A 22,633-nucleotide genomic window follows, 5' to 3' on the forward strand; every position below is an offset into this window, starting at 1 on the left:
CCAGCCAGGATCCCGCCAACGGCGCCAGCTCCGCCACCACGCCAAAACACTCCACCGCGGAAGACTCACAGCAGCACCCGCCGCCTAGGAATCAGGCTGCTGGCCGCGCACGGGCAAGCGTGCGGCTCCGCGCTCCGCCCGTGCCCGTCAGCCAGCGGCCAGCGGCCAGCGGCCAGCGTAAGGAGACTAGTCGGAAACCGTGTCCCCGCCGTACGGTTCCGGCCCGGTGACCACATCGTTGGAGGCACTGTGGCACCATTCCGAAAACGAGCCCGGGTACAGGGCAGCGGAAAAGCCGGCGATCTCGAGGGCAGCGATTTCGTGGGCGGCGGTCACCCCGGACCCGCAGTACACGGCAGTGGGGACGCCGGCCCGGTAGCCGAGACGCTCGAAGCGAGCACGCAGCTCGTCAGGGCCAAGAAAGCGGCCGTCGGTCTCCAGGTTCCCGGTGGTCGGGGCACTCACAGCCCCCGGAATATGCCCCGCGCGGGGATCCACGGGTTCGATTTCCCCGCGGTACCGCTCGGCCGCCCGGGCGTCGAACAGCAGCCCCTGCTGTCCCCAGGTAGCGGCTTGTCCGGCGTCGATCGCTGCCATGTGGCCCTCGGACAGGGCGACGTTCCCGGGCGCTGGCTGTTCAGATCCCGCCGCCACTTCGAACCCCGCGGCCCGCCAGGCGGCCAGGCCGCCGTCGAGCAGGTAAACCTCGGAGAAGCCGGCGTTGCGCAGCATCCACCACAGCCGGGCGGCGGCCATGTTGCCGCTGTCGTCGTACGCTACGACCGCGTCGCCGTCGTTGATGCCCCAGCGGCGCGCGGACTCCTGGAACTGCTCCAGCGGCGGCAGCGGATGCCGTCCGCGTCGTGGTTCGGCCGGCCCTGCGAGTTCGGTGGCCAGATTGACAAAGACGGCCCCGGGAATGTGCTCGCGCAGGTAGTGGTCGTGGCCGTGGGGGTCGCCCAGCGCCCAGCGCACATCGAGGAGCACGGTTCGCTGGCCAGTTTGGTGGGCGCCGTCCAGTCGGTCCTTGAGGGCAGTAGCAGTGAGAAGGGTGTCCATCCGCCCACTCTATCTTCGGCGTCCCGCCGCCCCGGTAGGCTGTAGCGGTGAACACCGTGCACCAGCAGGACCGGGCCTGGGCCGACGAGGCCGTCCGCCGGATCAACGCCGAAAACAACCGCTCTGCCGACACGCACCTGTATTCGGTGCCGCTCCCCGAGCACTGGGGCGTGCAGCTGTACCTGAAGGACGAATCCACCCACCGCACGGGCAGCCTCAAGCACCGGCTGGCGCGTTCGCTGTTCCTTTTCGGCCTCGTCAATGGCTGGATCCGGGAGGGCACCACGATCGTTGAGGCGTCCAGCGGCAGCACCGCCGTCTCCGAGGCCTACTTTGCGCAGCTGCTCGGCCTGCCCTTCATCGCCGTGATGACCCGGACCACCAGCCGCGAGAAGATCGCCCTGATCGAGCAGTTCGGCGGCTCGTGCTATCTGGTGGACCACGCCTCCGAGGTCTACGAGGCCGCCGCGGATCTGGCCAGCAGCACCGGTGGGCACTACATGGACCAGTTCACGTACGCCGAACGCGCCACGGACTGGCGCGGCAACAACAACATCGCCGAGTCAATCTTCGGCCAGTTGGCCTTGGAAGAGCACCCGGTCCCCCGCTGGGTGGTGGTCGGGGCCGGGACGGGCGGGACCAGCGCCACAATCGGCCGGTACCTGCGGTATCACCGCCACGAGACGAGGCTCGCCGTCGTGGATCCGGAAAACTCCGCGTTTTATCCGGGCTGGCGGGACAGCCGGTTCGACGGCGGGATCCCCGCCGCAGGCGGGACAGCTACTGCCGCGACGCCCGCGGCATTGCCGTCGCGCATCGAGGGCATCGGCCGGCCGCGGATGGAGCCGAGCTTTGTGCCCGCCGTGATCGACCACATGATCCAGGTTCCCGATGCCGCATCAGTGGCGGCCATGCGGCACCTGAGGCAACATGCCGGGCTGCACGCCGGCCCGTCGACAGGCACCAACCTCTGGGGCGTGTGGCAGCTGATCGCGGGGATGATCGCCGAGGGCCGGCGTGGCAGCATTGTCACGCTGATGTGCGACGCCGGAGACCGCTACGCCGGGAACTACTACAACCCGGCGTGGCTGGACGCCCAAGGTCTGGACCCCGAACCCCACGAAGCTGTGCTCCGCGAGTTCTTCCGGACGGGCGTCTGGCCGTCGTAGGCGCCGGGGCGCCCCCGCCTAGGCGCCCCGGGTAGGCGCGCCGGCGAAGCGCCCCCGCGCAGACTAGACCTCCACTGAGTCGCCGCTGGAGAGGTGCCGGTACTCGGTGCCGTATTTGGCGCCGATCCGGGTCACATGCCCTTCAATGAGGCCGCGGCCCATGTCGTTCAGGAGCGCGTCATGGATCGGGAAGGCCTGGGGTGCGCGGACGCCGATCACAAAGTCCACCACTTCGCCCACCTTGTTCCAGGGGGCGTGGATGGGCACCAGCAGCGTCTTCACGTCGACGCCGTCGGGAATCGCGAAGGAGTCCCCCGGGTGGTAGACGTTGGCATCCACGAGGTAGCCGATGTTGGCCACGACGGGGATCTGCGGATGGATGAGCGCGTGCTGACCGCCGAACGTCCTGACCGCGAACCCCGAGGCCTCGAATTCCTCACCCGCGGCCGCCGCATGGATGCGGCTCCCGGCGTCGGGCGCCTTCCCACGGAGCGCCGCGGCCACCCCCTCCGGGGCGAACAGTTCCAGGGCTGTGTTGGACTGCAATGCGGCGGCGACGGCGTCCACGTCCACATGGTCCGCGTGCTCGTGCGTGATGAGCACGGCATGTGCTCCAGCCAGAGCCTGGTCCGTCTCCGAAAAAGTCCCCGGGTCAAACACGAGCACCCGGCCATCCTGCTCGAGGCGGACACAGGCATGCGTGAATTTGGTCAGCTTCATCCGGCCAGCCTAGGCACCCGCCGTCACAGTGTCCACGGAGCGCAGCTGCCAATCTTCGACGCTGGTAATCTTGGACATTGCCACCACCCCGCAGCTAGTTCCACCCGCGAACACTTTGACGAAGCGAGTTCCACGATGTCCCAAGGCGCCACCGCCGGCAGCAGCCGGGTTCCGGCCCCGGCACCTGTGCAGGGCAAGGAACAGCGCGTCACCAAACAGCGCCTCGCCGTCAGTGCCGCCCTGGACGATCTAGCGGACTTCGTCAGCACCCAGGAACTGCACCGCATCCTCCAGGAGCGCGGCACGGCGGTGTCCTTGGCCACGTCGTATCGGATCCTGCAGTCCCTCGCCGACGACGGCTTGGTGGATGTCCTGCGCAACGCGGACGGCGAAGCGGTGTACCGGCGGTGCGCCGTCACGGGTCACCACCATCACCTGCTGTGCCGCAACTGCGGCAAGGCCGTGGAGGTCGAAGCCCCGGCCGTCGAAGCCTGGGCGGCACGGATCGCCAAGGAGCACGGCTTCACCGCAGTGGAGCACACCGTGGAAATCTTCGGGCTGTGCCCCGAATGCACGGCCCTGCAAGCCGGCCAGTAGCCCGCCGCGGCGTCCACCCGGCGCGCGCCATCCACGGAAGCCTTAGGCGCTCCGCAACACCCTGCCGTTGAGCCCCCGCTTGGCCCGGCCGTTGCCAATCAAGCGGCAGGCCACGTAGATGAGGAATGACAGCGTGGTCACATAGGGGCTGATCGGCAGCCGGCCGCCGAGGGCCAGCAGGATGCCGCCCACGGTCGCCGTCATGGCGAAGAGGATGCTCAGCGTGACCACCAGCCGGGGCGAGGACGTGACGCGCATGGCCGCCGCCGCCGGGGTGATCAGCAGGGCCAGCACCAACAGGGCGCCCACAATCTGGATGGACAGCGCCACACTGATGCCCAGCAGCACCATGAAACCCAGAGCCAGGGCGCGCACGGGCACGCCGCGGGCGGTGGCGACGTCCGCGTCAACGCTGGCAAAGGTCAGCGGCCGCCAGATGGCGACCAGCGCCAGCATCACCACGACGGCGGCGAACGCCAGGACCTGCAGCTGGACCGTTCCGACCGACACGATCTGCCCGGTGAGCAGGCCGAACTTGTTGGCCGCCCGGCCCTCGTACAGGGACAGGAAGAGGATGCCCAGGCCCAGCCCGAAGGGCATGATGACGCCGATGATCGAGTTCTTGTCCCGTGCGCGGACGCCCATCACCCCCAGCACCACGGCCGCCAGGACCGATCCTGCCAGCGAGCCCAGGATGATGTTGGCGCCGATCAGCAGCGCGAAGGCTGCCCCGGCGAAGGAGAGTTCGGAGATTCCGTGGACCGCAAACGCCAGGTCCCGTTTCATCACGAAGGTGCCCATGAGTCCGCCCAGCAGCCCCAGGACGGCGCCGGCCCAGATCGAGTTCTGCACCAGGACCAGCAGCTCGCCGTAGTTTTCGAAATTGAAGATTGAATGCAGCAGGTTGCCCAGATCCACCTAGCCCACCTCGCCCGCGACACAATGCGCGTCCTCGTGGTGGTGCGTCGCGGCATCCGGCAGGCCCACGACAATCAACCGGCCGTTGGCCTGGATGACTTCAACGTGGCTGCCGTACAAATCGGAGAGGACCTCGGTGGTCATGACCTCCTCTGGCGTGCCTACCCGGAACCGGCCGCCGGCCAGGTACAGGACCCGGTCCACGTAGTCCATGATCGGGTTGATCTCGTGCGTCACGAACACCACGGCGCTGTCCGACTCACGGCATTGCTTGTTGATCAGGGCACTGACGGCCTGCTGGTGCTGAAGGTCAAGGGACAGCAGCGGCTCGTCGCACAGGAGCACATTGGGATCCGTGGCGAGGGCCTGGGCCACGCGCAGGCGCTGCTGCTCACCGCCGGAGAGCTGCCCCACCGGCACCTTGGCGTAGTCGGCGGCGCCCACGAGGTCCAGGAGTTCGTCGACCTTCCGGTTCACTTTTGCGCCGCCCAGACGGATGCCCCAGCGGTGGCCGTCGACCCCGAGGGCCACGAGGTCGCGGGCGCGCAGGGGCGTGTCCGGGTCGAATGACTTCTGCTGGGGCACGTAGCCGATCCGGCGGCTTCCCCGTTCAACGGGACGGCCGCCGAGCACGGCCGTTCCCGTGCTCAGGTCCTGCAGCCCCAGCAGGACCTTCAGGAAGGTGGTCTTGCCGCTGCCGTTGGGACCGAGCACGGCAAAGAATTCACCCGGATTGATGTCCAGGTCCAGGCCCTCCCAGAGAGTCCGTTGGCCGAACGCCAGGGAGGCGCCACGCAGGCTCACTACCGGTGTCAAATGGGGTTTCCTCGATTTTCCGCGGAGACTGCTGCTGCCGCTGTTCCGATCATCCTAGGGCCTTCTCGATGCTCTCGACGTTCCCGGTCATCCACTGCAGGTAGGACTGGCCGTCCGGAAGGGTCTCGCTGAAGTTCACTACCGGGATTCCGGCGGTCTCGGCGGCCTTTTTCAGCGTCACAGTCTGGGGCCCCTCCGTCTGGGTATTGTAGGCCAGCAGCTTCACGCCCTTGGATGCCACGAGGTCGACGGCGGCCTTGAGTACGGCGGGCGGGACGTCGGCGTCTTCCTCGATCGCTGCCGTGTACTCCTCCGGGGTCTGGTTCTCTAGCCCCGCGTCCTCGAGCAGGTACAGCGGCACGGGTTCGGTGACGGCAACCGGCGCATGGCCCGCCGAGGCCTTGATGGCGGCGAGCTTGGTTTCCATGCCGCCGAGCGAGTCCTTGAAGGCCGCCGCATTGGTCCGGAACGTCTGCGCCGAGCCAGGTTCCAGCGAGCCCAGCTTGTCGGCGACGGCGTCCGCGAGGCGGGACATGGCCGGCAGGCTGTACCAGACGTGCTCGTTCAGCCCGGCGTGCTCGTGGGTGTGGCCGGCGGAATCAGTGGTCGCCGGTGCCGGGCTTTCGGTGGCAAAGCCGGAGACGTCCACGGCGTTGATGATGTTGCCGTGGTCCAGCCCGGTGTCGGCGGCGAGGGAGTCGATGAAGGCGTCGTATCCCCCGCCGTTCTCCACCACGAGCTCCGCCTTGGAGACCGCCAGTTTGTCCTGGGTGGTGGCCTCGTAGGAGTGCGGGTCCTGGCTGGTGCGGTTGATGATCGAGCTGACCCGGACCTTGTCGCCGCCGATGCGCGAGACGATGTCGCCGTACACGCTGGTGGAGGCCACGACGTCGATGACGCCGTCGCCGGCGGTCCCCCGCGAGCTGCCCGACGTCGGACTGCACGCGGTGAGCAGGAGGCCTAAGCCGGCAAAACCAGCCAGCATGGCTCGGGCAGCGGGACGACGCACGGGAAACCTCGGATCTGTTATTGAGAATCAGGAGCAATAGCAACAGCCCGAGTGTATCCATAAATAGGAATCATTCCTATTTAGGGATACTCGGCGGCCGTATGGCACCTGTCCGTTACTGGGCTGTCCCTTACTGGTCTTGGCCCAGCCTGCGGTAGCCCGTGGCCTGCGTGGCGTCGCGGATTTCGCCGACGAGCTGCTCGATCACGTCTTCCAGGAACAGCACCCCTTGGGTCAGCCCGTCGGGCCCGATCACGCGGGCCAGGTGCGAGCCCGTGCGCTGCATGACGGACATGGCCTTCTCGATTTCGTCGTCCATGGCCAGGTTCGCCAGCGACCGGATGCGGCTTTCCGCAATCGGCTGGTGGTACCCGGCATCCGGAATGGACAGCACGTCCTTGATGTGGAGATAGCCGGCCAGCATGCCGTCGTCATCGAGCATGGGGAAGCGCGAGAACCCGGTCCGGCTGACCGCTTTTTCGAATTCCGCCGGCGTGGTGGCCGCCTTGAGCATGACGAGCTTCCCCAGCGGAACCATCACGTGCGACGCCGTGTGTTCGGAGAACTCCAGCGCTCCGGTAATTAGCCCGGCGTCGTCGTCCACGAGTCCGTGGCGGGTGGACTCCTGCACGATCGACTGAACCTCTTCAAGGGTGAAGGAGGACGTCACCTCATCCTTAGGCTCAATCCGCATGAGCCTCAGGATGTGGTTCGCGGACCAGTTAAGGGCCACGATGAAGGGCTTGACCATGCGTGCGATGAACATCAGCGGCGGCGCCAGCAGCAGCGCGGCCTTGTCGGCAACCGACACGGAGATGTTCTTGGGCACCATTTCGCCGAACGTGACGTGCAGGAAGGTCACCACCAGCAGGGCAACGGCGAAGGCAACAATGTCGGCCGCCCCCACCGGGACGCCCAGCGCCTCCAGCGGTACGGCCAGGAGGTGGTGGATCGCGGGTTCGGCCACCAGCAGGATCAGCAGCGAGCAGACGGTGATGCCAAGCTGGGCGCACGCGAGCATGAGCGAAACGTTTTCCATCGCCCGCAGCGTTGTCTGAGCGCGCTTGGAGCCGGCCTCGGCCAACGGTTCGATCTGGCTGCGGCGCGCGGACATGACGGCGAATTCGGCAGCCACGAAGAAGGCGTTGCCCACCAGCAGGAAGGCAAGCCACAGGATTCCGGCCCAGTCGCTCATGCGGCACCTGCCGTACTGCCGGACTGCTTGCCGGGCTGGCTGCCGGATTGCGCGTCGGGCTGGCTGTCAGATTGGCTGTCGCCGGGTTCCCGGGCGGGCCGGAAACAGATCCGGTCAATCCGGCGGCCGTCCATGCGGGTCACGCTGAGTGTCCCGCCGACGACGTCGACCGTGTCGCCGACTGCCGCGATGCGGCCGAGCTGGCTCATGACGTAGCCTCCCACCGTTTCGTAGGCAGCCTCGTCGGGCACGGTCAGGCCCGGGATCTGTTCGGAGAGTTCATCGGGCCGGAGCAGGCCGGGGAAGTACCAGTCCCCCGAGGCGCTCTGCAGCAGGCCGGGGCGGACCTTGTCGTGTTCATCGGCCACTTCCCCCACGATTTCCTCCACGAGGTCCTCCAGTGTGGTGACGCCGGCCGTTCCGCCGTACTCGTCCAGGACCACCGCCAGCTGCAGGTTGCCTTCGCGCAGTTCCGCGAGGAGGGCGTCCAGGTGGATGGTTTCGGGGACACGGAGCACTTCGGTCATGATGGCTCCTGCCTGCAGCTTGGCGCGGCGGTCCGCGGGCACGGCGATGGCCTTCTTGATATGCACCACGCCGCGGATGTCATCGGAGGACTCGCCGATCACGGGGAATCGGGAGTATCCGGTGCGTTTGGCGGCCTCGACGATTTCCGAGACCGGCTGGTCGGCGTCGATGGTCTCCACCCGGATGCGGGGGGTCATGACGTCCGCGGCGGTCCGTCCGGAGAATTTCAGGGTCCGGGCGATGAAGTTGGCCGTTCCGGCATCGAGGGTGCCCATGGCCGCGGAGCGGCGCACCAGCGAGGCCAGTTCGGCCGGGGTGCGGGCGCCGGAGATTTCCTCCTTGGCCTCCAGGCCAAAGACGTTGAGGACCTTGTTGGAGAAACCGTTCAGCACCACGATGGCGGGTTTGAAGATGGCGGTGAACACCAGCTGCGGCCGGGCAACGGCCTTGCCGACCGGGAAGGACAGCGCGATTGCCATGTTCTTGGGCACCAGCTCGCCGATCAGCATGGAGAGCAGGGTGGCCAGCGCCATTGCGAGGACCAGGGACAGGGAGGTAGCCGCCGCGGGCGGGACGCCGAGCGCGGTGAGGGGACCTTCGAGCAGCTTGCCGACGGACGGTTCCATGACATAACCGGTCAGCAGCGTGGTCATGGTGATGCCCAGCTGGCAGCTGGAGAGTTGCGTGGAGAGTGACTTGAGGCATTTGAGCAGGGGCTCGGCGGCGGTGTCGCCACTGTCGACGGCGCGTTGCACGGTGGTCTGGTCCAAGGCGACCAGGGAAAATTCCACGGCGACAAAGAACCCGGTGCCGAGGATGAGCAGGAGGCCTGCTGCGAGGAGTAGCCATTCCATGTCAGCGGCCTGCTTCCGCGGCAGCGGCGCCGGTGGCTGCGCTAATGAACGGCCGTCGCAGGGGCCGTGGGTGGTGGAAGGGTCCGCCTGGCGGAGGATGGTCGGCGGCGGCCGACCCTGTTTCCTGGAAGGCTCCGGAGTGGCGTACAGCCGGAGAATGATGGGCGCGTGAACGGGGTTTGCCGGCTCTGCGGGTGGACTGCGCGGTAACGGTTTCCGTTCTCCGCTGACAGCCCCCAGGCCGGCACCTAGATTTACTGTCCATAAGGATTTCAGTCTACAGGAGCAGCCGCCGCCGGCCCCCGACCTGCGACGTCACAGGCCGCGCCGGAATCACCAGCTCTGCGGGACGGGCCGGCCTTCCTCATACCCAGCCGCGGACTGGATGCCGGCCACGGCACGTTCCCGGAAGGCGGCGAGGTCGGCAGCGCCGGCGTAGCTCATGGAACTGCGCAGTCCGGCTGTGATCATGTCCAGCAGGTCCTCGACGCCGGGCCGCGCCGCATCCACATACATGCGGGACGTCGAGATGCCCTCCTCGAACAGGGCCTTGCGGTCCTTCTCAAAGGCGCCCTCGCGCTGGTTCCGGTTTTGGACCGCCCGGGCGGACGCCATGCCGAAGCTTTCCTTGTACTGCCGGCCGGCCGCGTCGAGCTGAAGGTCCCCGGGGCTTTCATGCGTGCCGGCAAACCAGGAGCCGATCATGACCTGGCTGGCTCCGGCGGCCAGGGCCAGGGCGACATCGCGCGGGTAACGGACCCCGCCGTCGGCCCACACCCGGCCGCCGGCTTCGCGCGCAGCGGCGGAGCATTCCAGGACGGCGCTGAACTGCGGGCGGCCCACGGCGGTCATCATGCGCGTGGTGCACATGGCGCCCGGACCCACGCCGACCTTGACGATGTCCGCCCCCGCTTCGATGAGCTCACGGGTGGCCTCGCCGGTAACCACGTTGCCGGCGACCACCGGGACGCCGGGGTTGAGTCCCTTCACGGCGGCCAGGGCGTCGAACATCTTCTGCTGGTGGCCGTGTGCGGTATCGAGGACCAGCACGTTCACGCCGGCGGCCAGCAATTCGGCCGCCCGCCCGGCCACGTCACCGTTGATTCCGACGGCGGCAGCCACCTTGAGCCTGCCGTCTTCGTCCAGGGACGGCCGGTAGAGCGTGGAGCGCAGGGCGCCCTTGCGGGTGAGCACACCGGCCAGGACGCCGTCCTGCTGCACCGGCGCGTAGTCAGTCCCGGCAGCGTCCATCGCTTCAAAGGCACGGCGGAGGACCCGCGCGGCATCCGCAGCGTCAGCGGCCGATCCGCCCCCGGGAAACCCGGGCCCGAGCAAGCCGTCCAGCACCAGCGGCTGGTGGCGGACCACCGAGGCCAGGGACGCGAACCGATCCTGGCCCTCACAGTCCGCGGCCCGGACCACACCGGTGACGGCGCCGGACTCATCCACCACCACGACGGCCCCGTGCGGCCGCTTGCCCATCAGGTGGACGGCATCAATGACGGTGTCTGTGGGCGCGAGCGTGACCGGAGTTTCCAGGACCGGGTGGCGTCCCTTGATCCAGGCCGTGACGTCCCGGATGACATCGAGCGGGACGTCCTGCGGCAGGACCCCCAGGCCGCCGCGGCGGGCCATGGTCTCGGCCATCCGCTTCCCCGTCACCGCCGTCATGTTCGCCGCCACCAGGGGAATCGCCGAGCCGGTCCCGTCGTCGGCCGTGAGATCGACGTCCAGGCGCGAGGTGACATCCGAGCGGGACGGCACCAGGAACAGGTCGGAGTACGTCAGGTCGGTGGTGGGCTCATTCAGGAAACGCACGGTTGCTCCTTCGCTGGCACCCTGGGCTGGCGCGCCGGGCGCCATGCGGGTTCTCCTTTGATTCTAGGGCGGGTCCCGGCCCCCGCCGGCACGTCATCCGGGCCGATTCCGGACCGATTCCGGACCGTATTTCAGAGGCTGATGGAGCAGATCATGATTTGGGTCACGCTTATTGGCGGTTTGGCAAGAATCCTCACTAGACTGGCATGGGTCTGGGTTTCACTGGACGCAGAGACTGGCTCAATCGTTGTGCCGAGGCACCGTGGAAGCCAGAGGGAATCAAACTCATGGAAGAGGCGTATTTCAAGTGCCAGAGCAGCCAAGCCACCGTCTACCAGAGGAATTTGGCGGAAACGAGTGGCTCGTTGACGAACTGTACGAGCGTTACCAGCAGGACAAGAACACGGTTGACGCCAAGTGGTGGCCGCTGTTCGAATCCTTCGAAGCCAGTGACGCCTCTTCCGCCAACGGAACGTCCGGCACCGCGACAGCTGTGCATCCTGCGACCCGCGAACTTCCCGTTGTAGCGCCGGTCGCCGCACCGCCGGCAGCACCGGCACCGGCCGCCCCAACTGCCGCCGCGGCTGCACCCGCCGCTCCGGCTCCCGCCGCCAAGCGAGCCCCGGCCACCGCCGCCCGGGACGGCGCAAGGACCCCCGACGCCGGCCCCGGCACCGCGCCGATCCCGGCGCAGCTGCCCAAGAACGTCAAGGCCCCCACGGCACCGGAGGAGGACGTCGTCTCTGTCCTTCGCGGCCCGGCCAAGGCCATCGCGTCGAACATGGTCACCAGCCTGGAAGTTCCGACCGCCACGAGCGTCCGCGCCATCCCGGCAAAGCTGCTCATCGACAACCGCGTGGTCATCAACTCCAACCTGGCCCGCGCCCGCGGCGGCAAGGTCTCCTTCACGCACCTGATCGGCTACGCCGTGATCCGGGCCCTGTCCCAGTTCCCGTCGATGAACGTCTACTACGACGAGATCGACGGCAAGCCCGTGGCCGTCCAGCCGGCGCACGTGAACTTCGGCATCGCGATCGACATGCCCAAGCCTGACGGCACCCGCCTGCTCATGGTCCCGAACATCAAGAAGGCGGAGACCCTCAATTTCGCCGAGTTCTGGCACACGTACGAGGACCTGATCAAGCGCGCCCGCAACGGCAAGCTGACCGCGGACGACCACTCCGGCACCACCGTGTCCCTGACCAACCCCGGCGGCATCGGCACCGTCCACTCGGTGCCCCGCCTGTCCAAGGGCCAGGCCGCCATCATCGGCGTCGGCGCGCTGGACTACCCGGCCGAGTTCCAGGGAGCCAGCGAGAAGATCATCGCGCAGAACGCGATCAGCAAGGTTCTCACGCTGACCTCCACCTATGACCACCGCGTCATCCAGGGTGCCGGCAGCGGCGAGTTCCTCAAGCTCGTGCACCAGCTCCTTCTGGGCGCCCAGAACTTCTACGACGAGATCTTCGAGGCCCTGCGCATCCCCTACGAGCCGGTGCGCTGGAGCCCGGACCTGCAGGTGGACCCGGCCGACGAGATCAACAAGGTCGCCCGGATCCAGCAGCTGATCCACGCCTACCGCGTGCGCGGCCACCTCATGGCGGACACCGATCCGCTGGAGTACGTCCAACGCAAGCACCCGGACCTCGACGTCCTGACCTACGGCCTGACCCTGTGGGACCTGGACCGCGAGTGGCCCACCGGCGGCTTCGGCGGCAAGCCGATGCTGAAGTTCCGCGACATCCTCGGCGTCCTCCGCGACGCCTACTGCCGCACCGCCGGCATCGAATACATGCACATCCAGGACCCTGCCGAGCGCAAGTGGTTCCAGGACCAGCTGGAGCACGCGTACTCGAAGCCGAGCCGCGACGAACAGCTGCGCATCGTCTCCAAGCTCAACGCCGCCGAGGCCTTTGAGACCTTCCTGCAGACCAAGTTCGTCGGCCAGAAGCGCTTCTCGCTAGAAGGCGGCGAGTCCCTGATTCCGCTGCTGGACGCCATCATCTCCGACGCCGCCGACGACGAACTCGACGAAGTGGCGATTGGCATGGCCCACCGCGGCCGGCTTAACGTGCTCACCAACATCGCGGGCAAGACCTACGCCCAGGTCTTCCGCGAATTCGAAGGCACCCAGGACCCCCGTTCGGTCCAGGGCTCCGGCGACGTGAAGTACCACCTCGGCACCGAGGGCACCTTCACCTCGGACAACGGCAAGGAGACCAAGGTCTACCTCGCCGCGAACCCGTCTCACCTAGAGGCGGTCGACCCCGTCCTCGAAGGCATCGTCCGCGCCAAGCAGGACCGCCTGGACCAGGGCGAGGCCTTCCCCGTGCTGCCGATCATGGTGCACGGCGACGCCGCCTTCGCCGGCCAGGGCGTTGTGGCCGAAACGCTCAACCTGTCCCAGCTGCGCGGCTACCGCACCGGCGGAACCATCCACATCGTGGTCAACAACCAGGTCGGCTTCACCACCGCACCGTCGTCCTCGCGTTCCTCCACGTACTCCACGGACGTCGCGAAGATGATCCAGGCACCGGTGTTCCACGTGAACGGCGACGACCCGGAAGCAGTGGTCCGCATCGGGCAGCTTGCCTACGAGTTCCGCCAGCGGTTCCACAAGGATGTTGTCATCGACATGGTGTGCTACCGCCGCCGCGGCCACAACGAGGGCGACGACCCCTCGATGACCCAGCCGCTGATGTACAACCTGATCGAAGCCAAGCGCTCCGTCCGCAAGCTGTACACCGAATCGCTGATCGGCCGCGGTGACATCACCGAGGAAGAAGCCGAGCAGCTGCTGCGCGACTACCAGGAACGCCTGGAGCGCGTCTTCGCCGAAACCCACGCCGCCCAGACGTCCCCGATCCCGATCATCACGGCCGATTCCGCAGCGGTCTCCGATCTGGAACGCCCCATGGCCCAGCAGTCGGATTCCGGCGTCAACGCCCCGGCCTCCACCGCGATCTCCGCGGACGTGCTGGCCCGCATCGGCAAGGCCCACACCGAAATCCCCGAGGGCTTCACCGTCCACGCCAAACTCAAGCAGCTGCTCGAGAAGCGTGAAGCGATGTCCCGTGAAGGCGGCATCGACTGGGGCTTCGGCGAGCTTGCCGCGTTCGGCTCGCTCATCATGGAAGGCGTCCCCGTCCGGCTCGCCGGCCAGGACTCGCGCCGCGGCACCTTCGTGCAGCGTCACGCCGTCTTCCACGACCGCGCCAACGGCGACGAATGGCTGCCCCTGTCCCACCTGTCGGACAACCAGGCCAAGCTGTGGATCTACGACTCCCTGCTCTCCGAATACGCCGCCATGGGCTTCGAATACGGGTACTCCGTGGAGCGCCCGGACGCCCTGGTGCTCTGGGAAGCGCAGTTCGGTGACTTCGTCAACGGTGGGCAGACCATCATCGATGAGTTCATCTCCTCCGCCGAGCAGAAGTGGGGACAGCGGTCCTCGCTGGTCCTCATGCTGCCCCACGGCTACGAGGGCCAGGGACCGGACCACTCCTCCGCCCGCATCGAGCGCTTCCTGCAGATGTGCGCTGAGGAGAACATGATCGTGGCCAACCCCACGACGTCGGCCTCGCACTTCCACCTGCTGCGCCGGCAGGCCTACAGCAAGCCGCGCAAGCCGCTGATCATCTTCACGCCGAAGCAGCTGCTGCGCCTGAAGGCCGCGGCGTCCTCCGTGGAGGACTTCACCACCGGCTCGTTCCGCCCGGTCATCCCGGATCACGCCCAGCTGCAGGCCGACGCCGTCGAACGCGTGCTGCTGGTCTCCGGCCGCCTGTACTACGATCTGCTGTCCACCCGGCAGAAGACCGAGAACACGACCACGGCGATCGTGCGCGTCGAGCAGCTTTACCCGCTGCCGGCCGCCGAAATCGCTGCCGAGCTGGCCAAGTACCCGAACGCCGAAGTGGTCTGGGCGCAGGACGAGCCGGCCAACCAGGGTCCGTGGCCGTTCATCGGCCTGAACCTGCCCGACGCCCTGGACCGCCGGATCCGCCTCATCTCGCGCCCCGCCTCGGCCTCCACCGCGGCAGGGTCGATGAAGCGCCACGCGGCAGAACAGGACGCCCTGCTCAAGCAGGCATTCGCACGTAAATAGCGTCATTACTGCCCGGCCGGAGACTGAAACACAACACTCCGGCCGGGCAGTTCTGTTTAATGGACTATTAGTGGTCAGCTTGATGGACAGCGTTGAAGTGAAGAGGTAGTCGTGGAAGATCGGAAGCTGCGGATCGCAGCCGTTGGGGACGAGCTGTTGGCCGGGCTCGGTGATCCGCGCGCCTTGGGCTGGTGGGGCCGGGTCCTGGCCCGCACACCGCAGGACGGCATGGCCCTGGAGTGCTACTCCCTGCCGTGCCCGGAAGAGGGCACCGAGGGCATCGCCGCGCGCTGGCTCGAGGAAGCGGGCCGCCGCTTCGGCAACAACCACGAAAACCGCCTGGTGATCGGCCTGTCCGGACGCGACATCGAGTTCGGCCTGTCCACGGCCCGCAGCCGCCTGAACCTCGCCAACATCCTGGACTCCGCTTCCCAGAACAAGATCGAGGTCTTCGTCGTGGGCCCGCCGCCCACGCTCGACCCCGCGCAGAACCGCAGGCTCGGCGAGCTCAACACCGCGTTCGCCGATGTCACGACGCGCCGCAAGCATCTGTACGTCGACACGTTCTCGCCGCTGCTGAACCACGAGCAATGGCGCCAGGACCTCGCGGCCAACGGCGGCACGCCCGGCCAGGCCGGGTATGGCCTGATGGCGTGGCTCGTGCTGCACCGCGGCTGGTTCCAATGGCTGGGCCTGGAGGCGCCGGAATAGCCCGGCCACCCGCAGCAGGCCACGTGCGGGTTCCACCCAACACGGATTTTCGCGATATATCTTGACCCGGCAAGCAGGCGCGATATATCGTGACTTCATAGTCGCGATATATCGTTAGTCCCAGCCACCTTTCGCCTTTCCGGAGGAACCATGTCAGAGAACTCGTGGACCGTGACCGGCCCGCAGACCATCGACGTCGACGACGTCCGCTCCCTCAAGCTCGGCATTGTCCGCGGCCGCTTCGACATCGTCACCCATGACGAGGACGTGGCCCGGGTCGAGGTGTCTGAAATCCACGGCGACCCGCTGTCGGTTTCCGTCATCAACGGCCGCCTGGAAGTCCGCCACCAGCTGCACGGGCCGCAGGGCTGGTTCAAGAACCTGATGGACACCGTCAACAACAGCAGCAGCAATTCGGTGGTCATCAGCATCGCCCTGCCGGCCGGCGTCGAAGTGGAGGCCGGAACGGTGAGCGGCGACGGCATGGTCTCCGGGACCAGCGGCCACGCCCGGCTCAACACCGTCTCCGGGTCCGTGCTCGCCGACGGCACATCCGGGGACCTGTCCGTGAAAACGGTCAGCGGAGAGGTGATCGCCCGCAACCACCGCGGCGTCCTGACCGCCAAGAGCGTCTCCGGCGAGGTCACGGCCTCGGGCGAATTCAGCCATATCCGCGCGAACACCGTCAGCGGCGACCTGAACTTCGACCTGCACGGCTTCACCCAGGATTTTGGTGCCAATTCGGTCTCCGGTGATGTCACCATCCGGCTTCCGCACGACGTCGGGGTGGACATCATCGCCAAGTCCGCCAGCGGCGCGGTGGTCATCGACGACCAAAAGTACGCCCACCAGTCCGGCGGCACGGTGCAGACCATCGCGGGACCGGACACCAAGCTGATGCTGGTCCGGACCAACTCGGTCTCGGGAAAAACATCGATCTTCCACGGCGAGCCCACCGCGGACACCGAAACGGCCGGCTGATGCCCCCTGTCTTCGCCCACGGGGCGCTGCGCCTGTACCTGCTCGCCCTGCTCGAATCGGGCCCCAAACACGGCTATGAGCTCATCAAGGCCCTCAGCGAACGTTTCGGCGGCACCTACTCCCCCAGCGCCGGAACCATCTACCCGCGGCTGGGCAAGCTCGAGGAGGAAGGGCTCGTGGCCACCCACACGGAGGGCCGCCGGACCAACTACAGCATCACCGCGGCGGGGCTCCTGGAACTGAACAGCCGGCGGGACGAACTGGCCGGCGTCGAGAACGACATTTCGGCCTCGGTGCGCCGGCTCGCCGACAACCTGCGCCAGGACATCCGCGTCAACATGCGCGGCCTCCGGGCCGACCTCGCGGCGACGGCGGAGGCGGCGCGGACCTCGGCGCGGGCTGGTTCTGCCAGCGGGACCGGTTCTGCCGGCGGTGCCGGCAGCCCTTGGTACTCCCCGGAGGGCGAACGGCGGCTGAAGGAGGCAGAAATGCTGGTGCAGGCCTTCCGCGACGACATGCGGGTGGAGCTGCGGCGGCACGCCGGGAGCCGCCCCGTCTCGGCCGTCACTCTCGAAACCGTCAGAACGGTGCTGGACCAGGCCCGGATCTCGATCCGCAATTCACTCAATGGCTGACCTCCGGGGCAATCCAGCCGCGGCTCGTAGCACGGAGCCCCCGGTTCGCGGCAGGTGCCGTGATGTGGGAGACTTGAGGGCAGCTCTTTTGAGTACCAAGATTAAGGAGGCCAGCTATGAGCAAACGTGCACGTAAACGTCGTGACCGTAAGCGTGGCGGCGCGAACCACGGTAAGCGCCCCAACACCTAAGCCACGGCTAGGATTGAATGCTTTGAGCGAAAGACCCCGGAACCTCACGGTTCCGGGGTCTTTCGCTTATGCAGAGCTGGGAGCAGGGTTCAGGCTTCCACGGTCCGGATTGAGTGAATCCGGTCCAGGATGGAGTTCTTGAGGTTCTCCGGAGCCGCTTCGGTGCACGAACGCTTGACCATCACGCGGATGACGCATTCGAGGTCGTACTGCTCCAGGCACTCCGGGCAACTGTCCAGGTGGTTCTTGATCTCTGCGATGTCCTCATGCGTGAGTGCGCCATCCAGATATTCGTAGATACGTTGCATCCGGGCGTCGTCGCAATCGCCCAGTCCCTGGCAGTCGCTCATTTCCTGTTCTCCTGTTGGTTGCTGTCGGCCGCGGCGCCTGACTCGGTGGCGGCCCTGAATCCCCGCTCGGCGGCATAGTCCGCAAGCATGTCGCGCAGCATCTTCCGGCCGCGGTGCAGCCGGGACATGACGGTCCCGATGGGGGTGTTCATGATGTCTGAAATTTCCTTGTACGCGAATCCCTCGACGTCGGCGAAGTACACGGCCAGCCGGAACTCCTCGGGAATCGACTGGAGTGCGCGCTTCACGTCGGAATCGGGCAGGTGGTCGAGTGCCTCGGCCTCCGCCGACCGCAGCCCGGAGGACGTATGCGACTCGGCGCGGGCAAGCTGCCAGTCCTCGATGGTGTCCGAATTCGACTGCAGCGGCTCGCGCTGGCGCTTCCGGTACAGGTTGATGTACGTGTTGGTGAGGATGCGGTACAGCCAGGCCTTCAGATTGGTTCCGGGCTTGTACTGGTGGAACGCGGAAAACGCCTTGGTGTACGCCTCCTGGACCAGGTCCTCGGCATCGGAGGGATTCCGCGCCATCCTCATGGCCGCCGAATACAACTGGTCCACATACTGCATGGCGTCACGCTCAAAACGCACGCGGCGCTCCTCCGCGGACTCGGTGGAGACGTCCAGGGGCTTTCCGTCTACCTCGGTTTCCAAGGCGGCAGTACTTTTCGTGGGCGTGGCGTCGTTTCCGGCAACCTCGTGCATGGCCGCAACGGCCGGGTCCATGGTGCTCATTGCGTTCAAGTCTACTGTTACCTTCCGCCGGGCACCCGGAACTGCCGGAAGCGCCAGGGTCCACGTTTGTCCGGAACCGGCTTCCAGTTCCGCTCTGTCCAACACGCGCGTCAAATGTCCGCCTTCCTGAGCCTGCCGGGATCTGCCTTTCACAACCACGCGCTGCGGGCAAATATTCCGCAAAAGTGCAAGACTAGAACCGGTTCTCCCGCAGTGAAGCCGCGGTTCGTCCATCCAGGAGGAAAATTCATGTCGTTTGTCCGCTTTCTCGCCCGGCCCATGCTTGCCTCCAGTTTCGTGCTCGCCGGCATGGTCAAGCTCAAGAACGCGGACGACACCGCCGCACAGTTGTCCCCTCTGGTGCGCCGCGTGGCCGACTCCCTGCCGTTCCAGCCCAACGAGAAGGTGCTGGCACGCGTGATCGGCGGCACCCAGGTGGGCGCCGGCGTCTGCTTCGCCCTCGGCAAGTCCGCCCGGCTGGCAGCGACGGTGCTCGCCGTCATTTCCGTCCTGAACACCTACGTGGAATGGCGCAGCGCGGACATCACCTCCAAGGAAGCCCGCGACGCCCGGCGCAAACAGCTCCTGAAAAACGTCTCCCTCACCGGCGGCGTCCTCCTCGCCGCGGTCGATACCGCCGGCAAGCCCAGCCTGGCCTGGCGCGCCGGACACCTGGCCGCGGACGCCCGGAAGACCACCAACAAGCAGCTGAAAAAGGCCGACAAAGTCTTCCGCAAGGCCGTAGACCACACAGCCGGAGCCTAAGACGGTAATGACTGGCACCACCCCCTCCGCAGCTGCCCCTTCCCACTCTGCCGGCCGCCATGCTGCCGACGCCGGCCCGCACTGGCCCGCGCCCTTCGCCGCACGGCCGGTCGATGCCACCGTCACCGTTCCGGGTTCGAAGTCCCTGACCAACCGGTACCTCGTACTCGCAGCCCTCGCGGACGGACCGTCCCGCCTGCGCGCTCCCCTGCACTCCCGGGATTCGGCCCTGATGATTGAGGCCCTGCGGCAACTGGGGGCCACCGTCACGGAAGTTCCCGGCGACGGCGCCTTCGGCCCCGACCTGGAAATCAGTCCGATCAGCCTGGACGCCGCGGCGGCGGACACGGCGATCGACTGCGGCCTGGCCGGCACAGTCATGCGCTTTGTGCCTCCGGTGGCGGCGCTGCGCCGTGGAGAGTCCCGCTTCGACGGCGACCCGCACGCCCGCAAACGGCCGATGGGCACCATCATCGAGGCCCTGACCGGATTGGGCGTGGCGGTGAGCGCGCCCGACGGCGGTCCGGCGTCGTCGTTGCCTTTCACTGTCCACGGCACGGGCGAAGTGCGCGGCGGACACCTCGTCATCGACGCCAGCGCATCGTCCCAGTTCGTCTCGGCCCTGCTGCTGGCCGGGGCACGCTTCACCGAGGGGCTCCACCTGGAGCACGTCGGAAAGCCCGTGCCGAGCCTGGACCACATCAACATGACCGTGGCCGTGCTGCGCGGCGTGGGCGTGGCGGTCGATGACTCGGTGCCGAACCACTGGGTTGTCTCCCCCGGCCCGATCCGCGCCTTCGACCAGCGGATCGAGCAGGACCTCTCCAACGCCGGACCGTTCCTCGCCGCGGCGCTCGCCACCCGCGGCACCGTGCGGATCCCGAACTGGCCCGCGGAAACCACCCAGGTCGGTGACCTCTGGCGCGGCATCCTGACCGCCATGGGCGCGATCGTGACCGTGGACGGCGGCACCCTGACCGTCACCGGCGGGCCGGAGATCAAGGGCGGGGACTTCGATGAGACCAGCGAGCTCGCCCCCACCGTGGCGGCGCTCTGCGCCCTGGCCGCGGGCCCCTCGCGGCTGACCGGCATCGCCCACCTCCGGGGACACGAAACGGACCGGCTCGCCGCCCTCGTCGCCGAAATCACGCGCCTCGGCGGCGACGCCGAAGAGACCGCCGACGGACTCATCATCCGCCCGGCCACGCTGCACGGCGGCGTGGTGCACAGCTACGCGGACCACCGCATGGCCACCGCCGGCGCCATCCTCGGCCTTGCCGTGTCCGGAGTGGAGGTCGAGGACATCGCGACCACGGCCAAGACCATGCCCGACTTCCCGCAGCTCTGGGAAGCCATGCTGGCACAGGGACGCGCCGCAGATGAGGACACCCCCGGTGGCACGCAGCACTGATTCCTGGGACGAGTCCGACGTCCGGATCCGCCCGAACAAGAAGGGCACCCGGCCCCGCACCAAGGACCGGCCCAGCCACGACGACGCCGTCACCGGACGCATCATTACCGTTGACCGCGGACGCTACACCGCCGTCGTCGGCGAAGGGACCCCCGGCGAACGCAAGATCATCGCGGCGCGCGCCCGGGAGCTGCGCCGCAATCCGGTGGTTGCCGGCGACTTCGTCTCCCTGGTGGGGGACGTCACCGGCGAGCCCGACACCCTGGCGCGGCTGGTCAAGATCCAGGACCGAAAGACCCTGCTGCGCCGCAGCGCCGACGACACCGATCCGATCGAACGCGCCGTGGTGGCCAACGCCGACCAGCTCGTGGTGGTGGTTGCCGCCGCCAATCCGGAGCCCCGGACCGGTTTCATCGACCGCGCGCTGGTGGCCGCGTACGACGCCGGCATTGAGCCGCTGCTGCTCGTCACCAAGGCAGACGTCAAGGATCCCGCGGAGCTGCTGTCCAACTACCAGCACCTCGACTTCCCGGTCATCATCTCCAAGACGGCGGACTCCGCCGCGTCCGGCATCGACGCCCGCTCCGACGACGGGCTCTCCGCGCGGCTGGACAAGGACGCGGTGTCCCAGCTGCGCGGCTACCTCGACGGCAAGGTCACCGTGATGCTGGGCCATTCCGGCGTCGGCAAGTCCACCATGGTGAACGCCCTGACCGGGGCCGAACGGGCCACGGGAGGCGTCAACGCGGTCACCGGCCGCGGCCGCCACACGTCCTCCTCCGCGCTGGCGCTCAAGGTCAACGATGCCCCGGCCGGCAGCTGGATCATCGACACCCCCGGCATCCGGTCCTTCGGGCTGGCCCACGTGGACCCGGACCGGATCCTGCATTCCTTTCCGGACCTGGAACCGGGCACCGATGATTGCGAACGCGGCTGCAAGCACGACGCCACCGCCGTCAACTGCGGCGTGGACGCGTGGGTTGCGGCCGGGCACGCGGGCCCCTCCGGCCCCGCCCGGCTCGCCTCCCTGCGCCGGCTGCTGGGCACGGACCCGCGCATGGAAGCGCAGGAAACCAAGGAACTGGGCACCGTCTCCTAGCCAGCCGGGCTTGCGGGCCGGCGGCGCAATGCCGCGGCCTCCCGGCGGGCGGGCCGCTTTGACGGTAGTTTGGAACCATGAGCCAATCCGCTTCGAGCTACAACGATGACCTGCGCCTTGCCCATGTACTGGCAGATTCCGTCGACTCCCAGACCATGAGCCGCTTCAAGGCGCTCGACCTTCGGATCGAGACGAAGCCGGACCTGACGCCCGTCACCGATGCCGACAAGTCTGCTGAAGAGGCCATCCGAGGCCAGCTCTCCCGGTCCCGGCCGCGCGACGCGGTCCTGGGCGAAGAGTTCGGCAGCTCGGGCCACGGCTCCCGCCGCTGGATCATTGACCCGATCGACGGCACCAAGAACTTTGTCCGCGGCGTCCCGGTCTGGGCCACCCTGATCGCCCTCGTCGACGAGGGCGAGCCGGTGGTCGGCGTCGTCAGCGCACCGGCACTGGGCAAGCGCTGGTGGGCCGCCAAGGGAGCCGGCGCCTACACGGGCCGCTCCCTTGCCGCCGCCACACGGCTGAAAGTGTCCAACGTGTCCAGGCTCGAGGACGCCTCGCTGTCCTACTCCAGCCTGGGCGGCTGGAAGCAACGCGGAAACCTGGACGAGTTCCTGGGCCTCACCGAGGAAGTGTGGCGGACCCGCGCCTACGGCGACTTCTGGTCGTACTGCCTCGTGGCCGAGGGCGCGGTGGACATCGCCTGCGAACCCGAACTGAACCTCTACGACATGGCCGCGCTGGTGCCGATCGTGACCGAGGCCGGCGGCCGCTTCACCTCGCTCGAGGGCGAGGACGGCCCCTTCGGCGGCAACGCCCTGGCCACCAACTCGATCCTCCACTCGGAAGTGCTCAAGCGGCTCAACCCCGGGCTCGACGACCTCCTCTAGGCTCCCCTCAAGGATTCCCAAGGGCCTCTGTACGACGCTGTCCCCAGCTTCGCTGCCGTCAAGGCGTGGAGTGGC

Annotated in this window: 21 protein-coding genes; 11 read left to right on the plus strand and 10 right to left on the minus strand. The window is 67.6% G+C overall.

What is annotated here, in order from left to right; translation table 11 throughout:
• Positions 1–186: 186 nt before the first annotated feature.
• Positions 187–1,059, minus strand: coding sequence for a sulfurtransferase (locus tag ACFVTM_RS13090; protein WP_390203906.1), 873 nt, complete (start codon positions 1,057–1,059; stop codon positions 187–189).
• A gap of 47 nt (positions 1,060–1,106) precedes the next feature.
• On the opposite strand from ACFVTM_RS13090, the gene ACFVTM_RS13095 reads away from it, so the two are divergent.
• Positions 1,107–2,228, plus strand: coding sequence for a PLP-dependent cysteine synthase family protein (locus tag ACFVTM_RS13095; RefSeq protein WP_390203907.1), 1,122 nt, complete (start codon positions 1,107–1,109; stop codon positions 2,226–2,228).
• 63 nt (positions 2,229–2,291) lie between these two features.
• Here ACFVTM_RS13095 and ACFVTM_RS13100 read toward each other — a convergent pair whose 3' ends face one another.
• Positions 2,292–2,948 carry an MBL fold metallo-hydrolase gene (locus ACFVTM_RS13100; RefSeq protein ID WP_390203908.1) on the minus strand — a complete coding sequence of 219 codons (657 nt, stop codon included), beginning with the start codon at positions 2,946–2,948 and terminating at the stop codon, positions 2,292–2,294.
• Positions 2,949–3,083: 135 nt separating this feature from the next.
• On the opposite strand from ACFVTM_RS13100, the gene ACFVTM_RS13105 reads away from it, so the two are divergent.
• Positions 3,084–3,545, plus strand: a complete 462-nt coding sequence (locus ACFVTM_RS13105) for a Fur family transcriptional regulator (protein ID WP_390203909.1) — start codon at positions 3,084–3,086, stop codon at positions 3,543–3,545.
• A gap of 42 nt (positions 3,546–3,587) precedes the next feature.
• Here the strand turns inward: ACFVTM_RS13105 and ACFVTM_RS13110 are convergent, their stop codons facing one another.
• From ACFVTM_RS13110 to ACFVTM_RS13135, 6 genes are all read right to left on the minus strand, one after another.
• On the minus strand, positions 3,588–4,463 hold the full coding sequence (locus tag ACFVTM_RS13110; RefSeq protein ID WP_390203910.1) for a metal ABC transporter permease: 876 nt from the start codon (positions 4,461–4,463) through the stop codon (positions 3,588–3,590).
• Positions 4,464–5,279, minus strand: coding sequence for a metal ABC transporter ATP-binding protein (locus tag ACFVTM_RS13115; protein WP_390203911.1), 816 nt, complete (start codon positions 5,277–5,279; stop codon positions 4,464–4,466).
• Between the two features lie 49 nt (positions 5,280–5,328).
• Complete coding sequence (locus ACFVTM_RS13120; protein ID WP_390203912.1) at positions 5,329–6,288, minus strand: metal ABC transporter solute-binding protein, Zn/Mn family; 960 nt, start codon at positions 6,286–6,288, stop codon at positions 5,329–5,331.
• A 130-nt stretch (positions 6,289–6,418) separates the two neighbouring features.
• Entirely contained in the window at positions 6,419–7,483 is a 1,065-nt protein-coding gene (locus ACFVTM_RS13125) for a hemolysin family protein (protein WP_390203913.1), read from the minus strand.
• On the minus strand, positions 7,480–8,865 hold the full coding sequence (locus ACFVTM_RS13130; protein WP_390203914.1) for a hemolysin family protein: 1,386 nt from the start codon (positions 8,863–8,865) through the stop codon (positions 7,480–7,482). Before ACFVTM_RS13130 ends, ACFVTM_RS13125 begins: the two co-directional genes overlap by 4 nt.
• Positions 8,866–9,198: 333 nt before the next feature.
• Positions 9,199–10,683, minus strand: a complete 1,485-nt coding sequence (locus ACFVTM_RS13135) for a GuaB1 family IMP dehydrogenase-related protein (protein WP_390203915.1) — start codon at positions 10,681–10,683, stop codon at positions 9,199–9,201.
• A gap of 307 nt (positions 10,684–10,990) precedes the next feature.
• Here ACFVTM_RS13135 and ACFVTM_RS13140 point away from each other — a divergent pair, with 307 nt between their 5' ends.
• From ACFVTM_RS13140 to ACFVTM_RS13160, 5 genes are all read left to right on the plus strand, one after another.
• Positions 10,991–14,791: a multifunctional oxoglutarate decarboxylase/oxoglutarate dehydrogenase thiamine pyrophosphate-binding subunit/dihydrolipoyllysine-residue succinyltransferase subunit gene (locus ACFVTM_RS13140; RefSeq protein WP_390203916.1), complete on the plus strand. Its 3,801-nt coding sequence runs from the start codon at positions 10,991–10,993 to the stop codon at positions 14,789–14,791.
• Positions 14,792–14,902: 111 nt separating this feature from the next.
• Positions 14,903–15,502, plus strand: a complete 600-nt coding sequence (locus ACFVTM_RS13145) for a GDSL-type esterase/lipase family protein (protein WP_390203917.1) — start codon at positions 14,903–14,905, stop codon at positions 15,500–15,502.
• A 150-nt stretch (positions 15,503–15,652) separates the two neighbouring features.
• A complete protein-coding gene (locus ACFVTM_RS13150; RefSeq protein WP_390203918.1) occupies positions 15,653–16,483 on the plus strand; it encodes a DUF4097 domain-containing protein in 831 nt (276 codons plus the stop codon).
• The gene (locus tag ACFVTM_RS13155) at positions 16,483–17,118 is read left to right on the plus strand and encodes a PadR family transcriptional regulator (RefSeq protein ID WP_390203919.1); all 636 of its coding nucleotides are present in this window, start codon (positions 16,483–16,485) and stop codon (positions 17,116–17,118) included. Before ACFVTM_RS13150 ends, ACFVTM_RS13155 begins: the two co-directional genes overlap by 1 nt.
• Positions 17,119–17,234: 116 nt before the next feature.
• Positions 17,235–17,309 (plus strand): 50S ribosomal protein bL37, encoded by a 75-nt coding sequence (locus ACFVTM_RS13160; RefSeq protein WP_369299106.1) that lies wholly within the window; start codon positions 17,235–17,237, stop codon positions 17,307–17,309.
• An 89-nt stretch (positions 17,310–17,398) separates the two neighbouring features.
• Here ACFVTM_RS13160 and rsrA read toward each other — a convergent pair whose 3' ends face one another.
• Both rsrA and ACFVTM_RS13170 read right to left on the minus strand, forming a co-directional pair.
• The gene (gene rsrA / locus ACFVTM_RS13165) at positions 17,399–17,659 is read right to left on the minus strand and encodes a mycothiol system anti-sigma-R factor (protein ID WP_390203920.1); all 261 of its coding nucleotides are present in this window, start codon (positions 17,657–17,659) and stop codon (positions 17,399–17,401) included.
• Complete coding sequence (locus ACFVTM_RS13170) at positions 17,656–18,393, minus strand: sigma-70 family RNA polymerase sigma factor (RefSeq protein WP_390203921.1); 738 nt, start codon at positions 18,391–18,393, stop codon at positions 17,656–17,658. Before ACFVTM_RS13170 ends, rsrA begins: the two co-directional genes overlap by 4 nt.
• Before the next feature lie 249 nt (positions 18,394–18,642).
• Between ACFVTM_RS13170 and ACFVTM_RS13175 the strand changes: the two genes are divergently transcribed.
• From ACFVTM_RS13175 to hisN, 4 genes are all read left to right on the plus strand, one after another.
• On the plus strand, positions 18,643–19,158 hold the full coding sequence (locus ACFVTM_RS13175; RefSeq protein WP_390203922.1) for a DoxX family protein: 516 nt from the start codon (positions 18,643–18,645) through the stop codon (positions 19,156–19,158).
• A 7-nt stretch (positions 19,159–19,165) separates the two neighbouring features.
• On the plus strand, positions 19,166–20,569 hold the full coding sequence (gene aroA, locus ACFVTM_RS13180; protein ID WP_390203923.1) for a 3-phosphoshikimate 1-carboxyvinyltransferase: 1,404 nt from the start codon (positions 19,166–19,168) through the stop codon (positions 20,567–20,569).
• Positions 20,553–21,668: a ribosome small subunit-dependent GTPase A gene (locus tag ACFVTM_RS13185; RefSeq protein ID WP_390203924.1), complete on the plus strand. Its 1,116-nt coding sequence runs from the start codon at positions 20,553–20,555 to the stop codon at positions 21,666–21,668. The genes aroA and ACFVTM_RS13185 overlap by 17 nt, the downstream gene beginning before the upstream one ends.
• 77 nt (positions 21,669–21,745) lie before the next feature.
• Positions 21,746–22,558, plus strand: a complete 813-nt coding sequence (hisN, locus tag ACFVTM_RS13190) for a histidinol-phosphatase (protein WP_390203925.1) — start codon at positions 21,746–21,748, stop codon at positions 22,556–22,558.
• Positions 22,559–22,633: the final 75 nt, after the last annotated feature.

The sequence above is a fragment of the Arthrobacter sp. NPDC058130 genome, assembly GCF_042884475.1.
Taxonomy (GTDB): domain Bacteria; phylum Actinomycetota; class Actinomycetes; order Actinomycetales; family Micrococcaceae; genus Arthrobacter.

Bases quoted from the DNA above. Each gene is read 5' to 3' on its own strand.
- ACFVTM_RS13090 (WP_390203906.1), bottom strand. From the start codon at position 1,059: ATGGACACCCTTCTCACTGCTACTGCCCTCAAGGACCGACTGGACGGC.
- ACFVTM_RS13175 (WP_390203922.1), top strand. From the start codon at position 18,643: ATGTCGTTTGTCCGCTTTCTCGCCCGGCCCATGCTTGCCTCCAGTTTC.
- ACFVTM_RS13170 (WP_390203921.1), bottom strand. From the start codon at position 18,393: ATGAGCACCATGGACCCGGCCGTTGCGGCCATGCACGAGGTTGCCGGA.
- ACFVTM_RS13150 (WP_390203918.1), top strand. From the start codon at position 15,653: ATGTCAGAGAACTCGTGGACCGTGACCGGCCCGCAGACCATCGACGTC.
- ACFVTM_RS13100 (WP_390203908.1), bottom strand. From the start codon at position 2,948: ATGAAGCTGACCAAATTCACGCATGCCTGTGTCCGCCTCGAGCAGGAT.
- aroA (WP_390203923.1), top strand. From the start codon at position 19,166: ATGACTGGCACCACCCCCTCCGCAGCTGCCCCTTCCCACTCTGCCGGC.
- ACFVTM_RS13105 (WP_390203909.1), top strand. From the start codon at position 3,084: ATGTCCCAAGGCGCCACCGCCGGCAGCAGCCGGGTTCCGGCCCCGGCA.
- ACFVTM_RS13155 (WP_390203919.1), top strand. From the start codon at position 16,483: ATGCCCCCTGTCTTCGCCCACGGGGCGCTGCGCCTGTACCTGCTCGCC.
- ACFVTM_RS13130 (WP_390203914.1), bottom strand. From the start codon at position 8,865: ATGGAATGGCTACTCCTCGCAGCAGGCCTCCTGCTCATCCTCGGCACC.
- rsrA (WP_390203920.1), bottom strand. From the start codon at position 17,659: ATGAGCGACTGCCAGGGACTGGGCGATTGCGACGACGCCCGGATGCAA.
- hisN (WP_390203925.1), top strand. From the start codon at position 21,746: ATGAGCCAATCCGCTTCGAGCTACAACGATGACCTGCGCCTTGCCCAT.
- ACFVTM_RS13125 (WP_390203913.1), bottom strand. From the start codon at position 7,483: ATGAGCGACTGGGCCGGAATCCTGTGGCTTGCCTTCCTGCTGGTGGGC.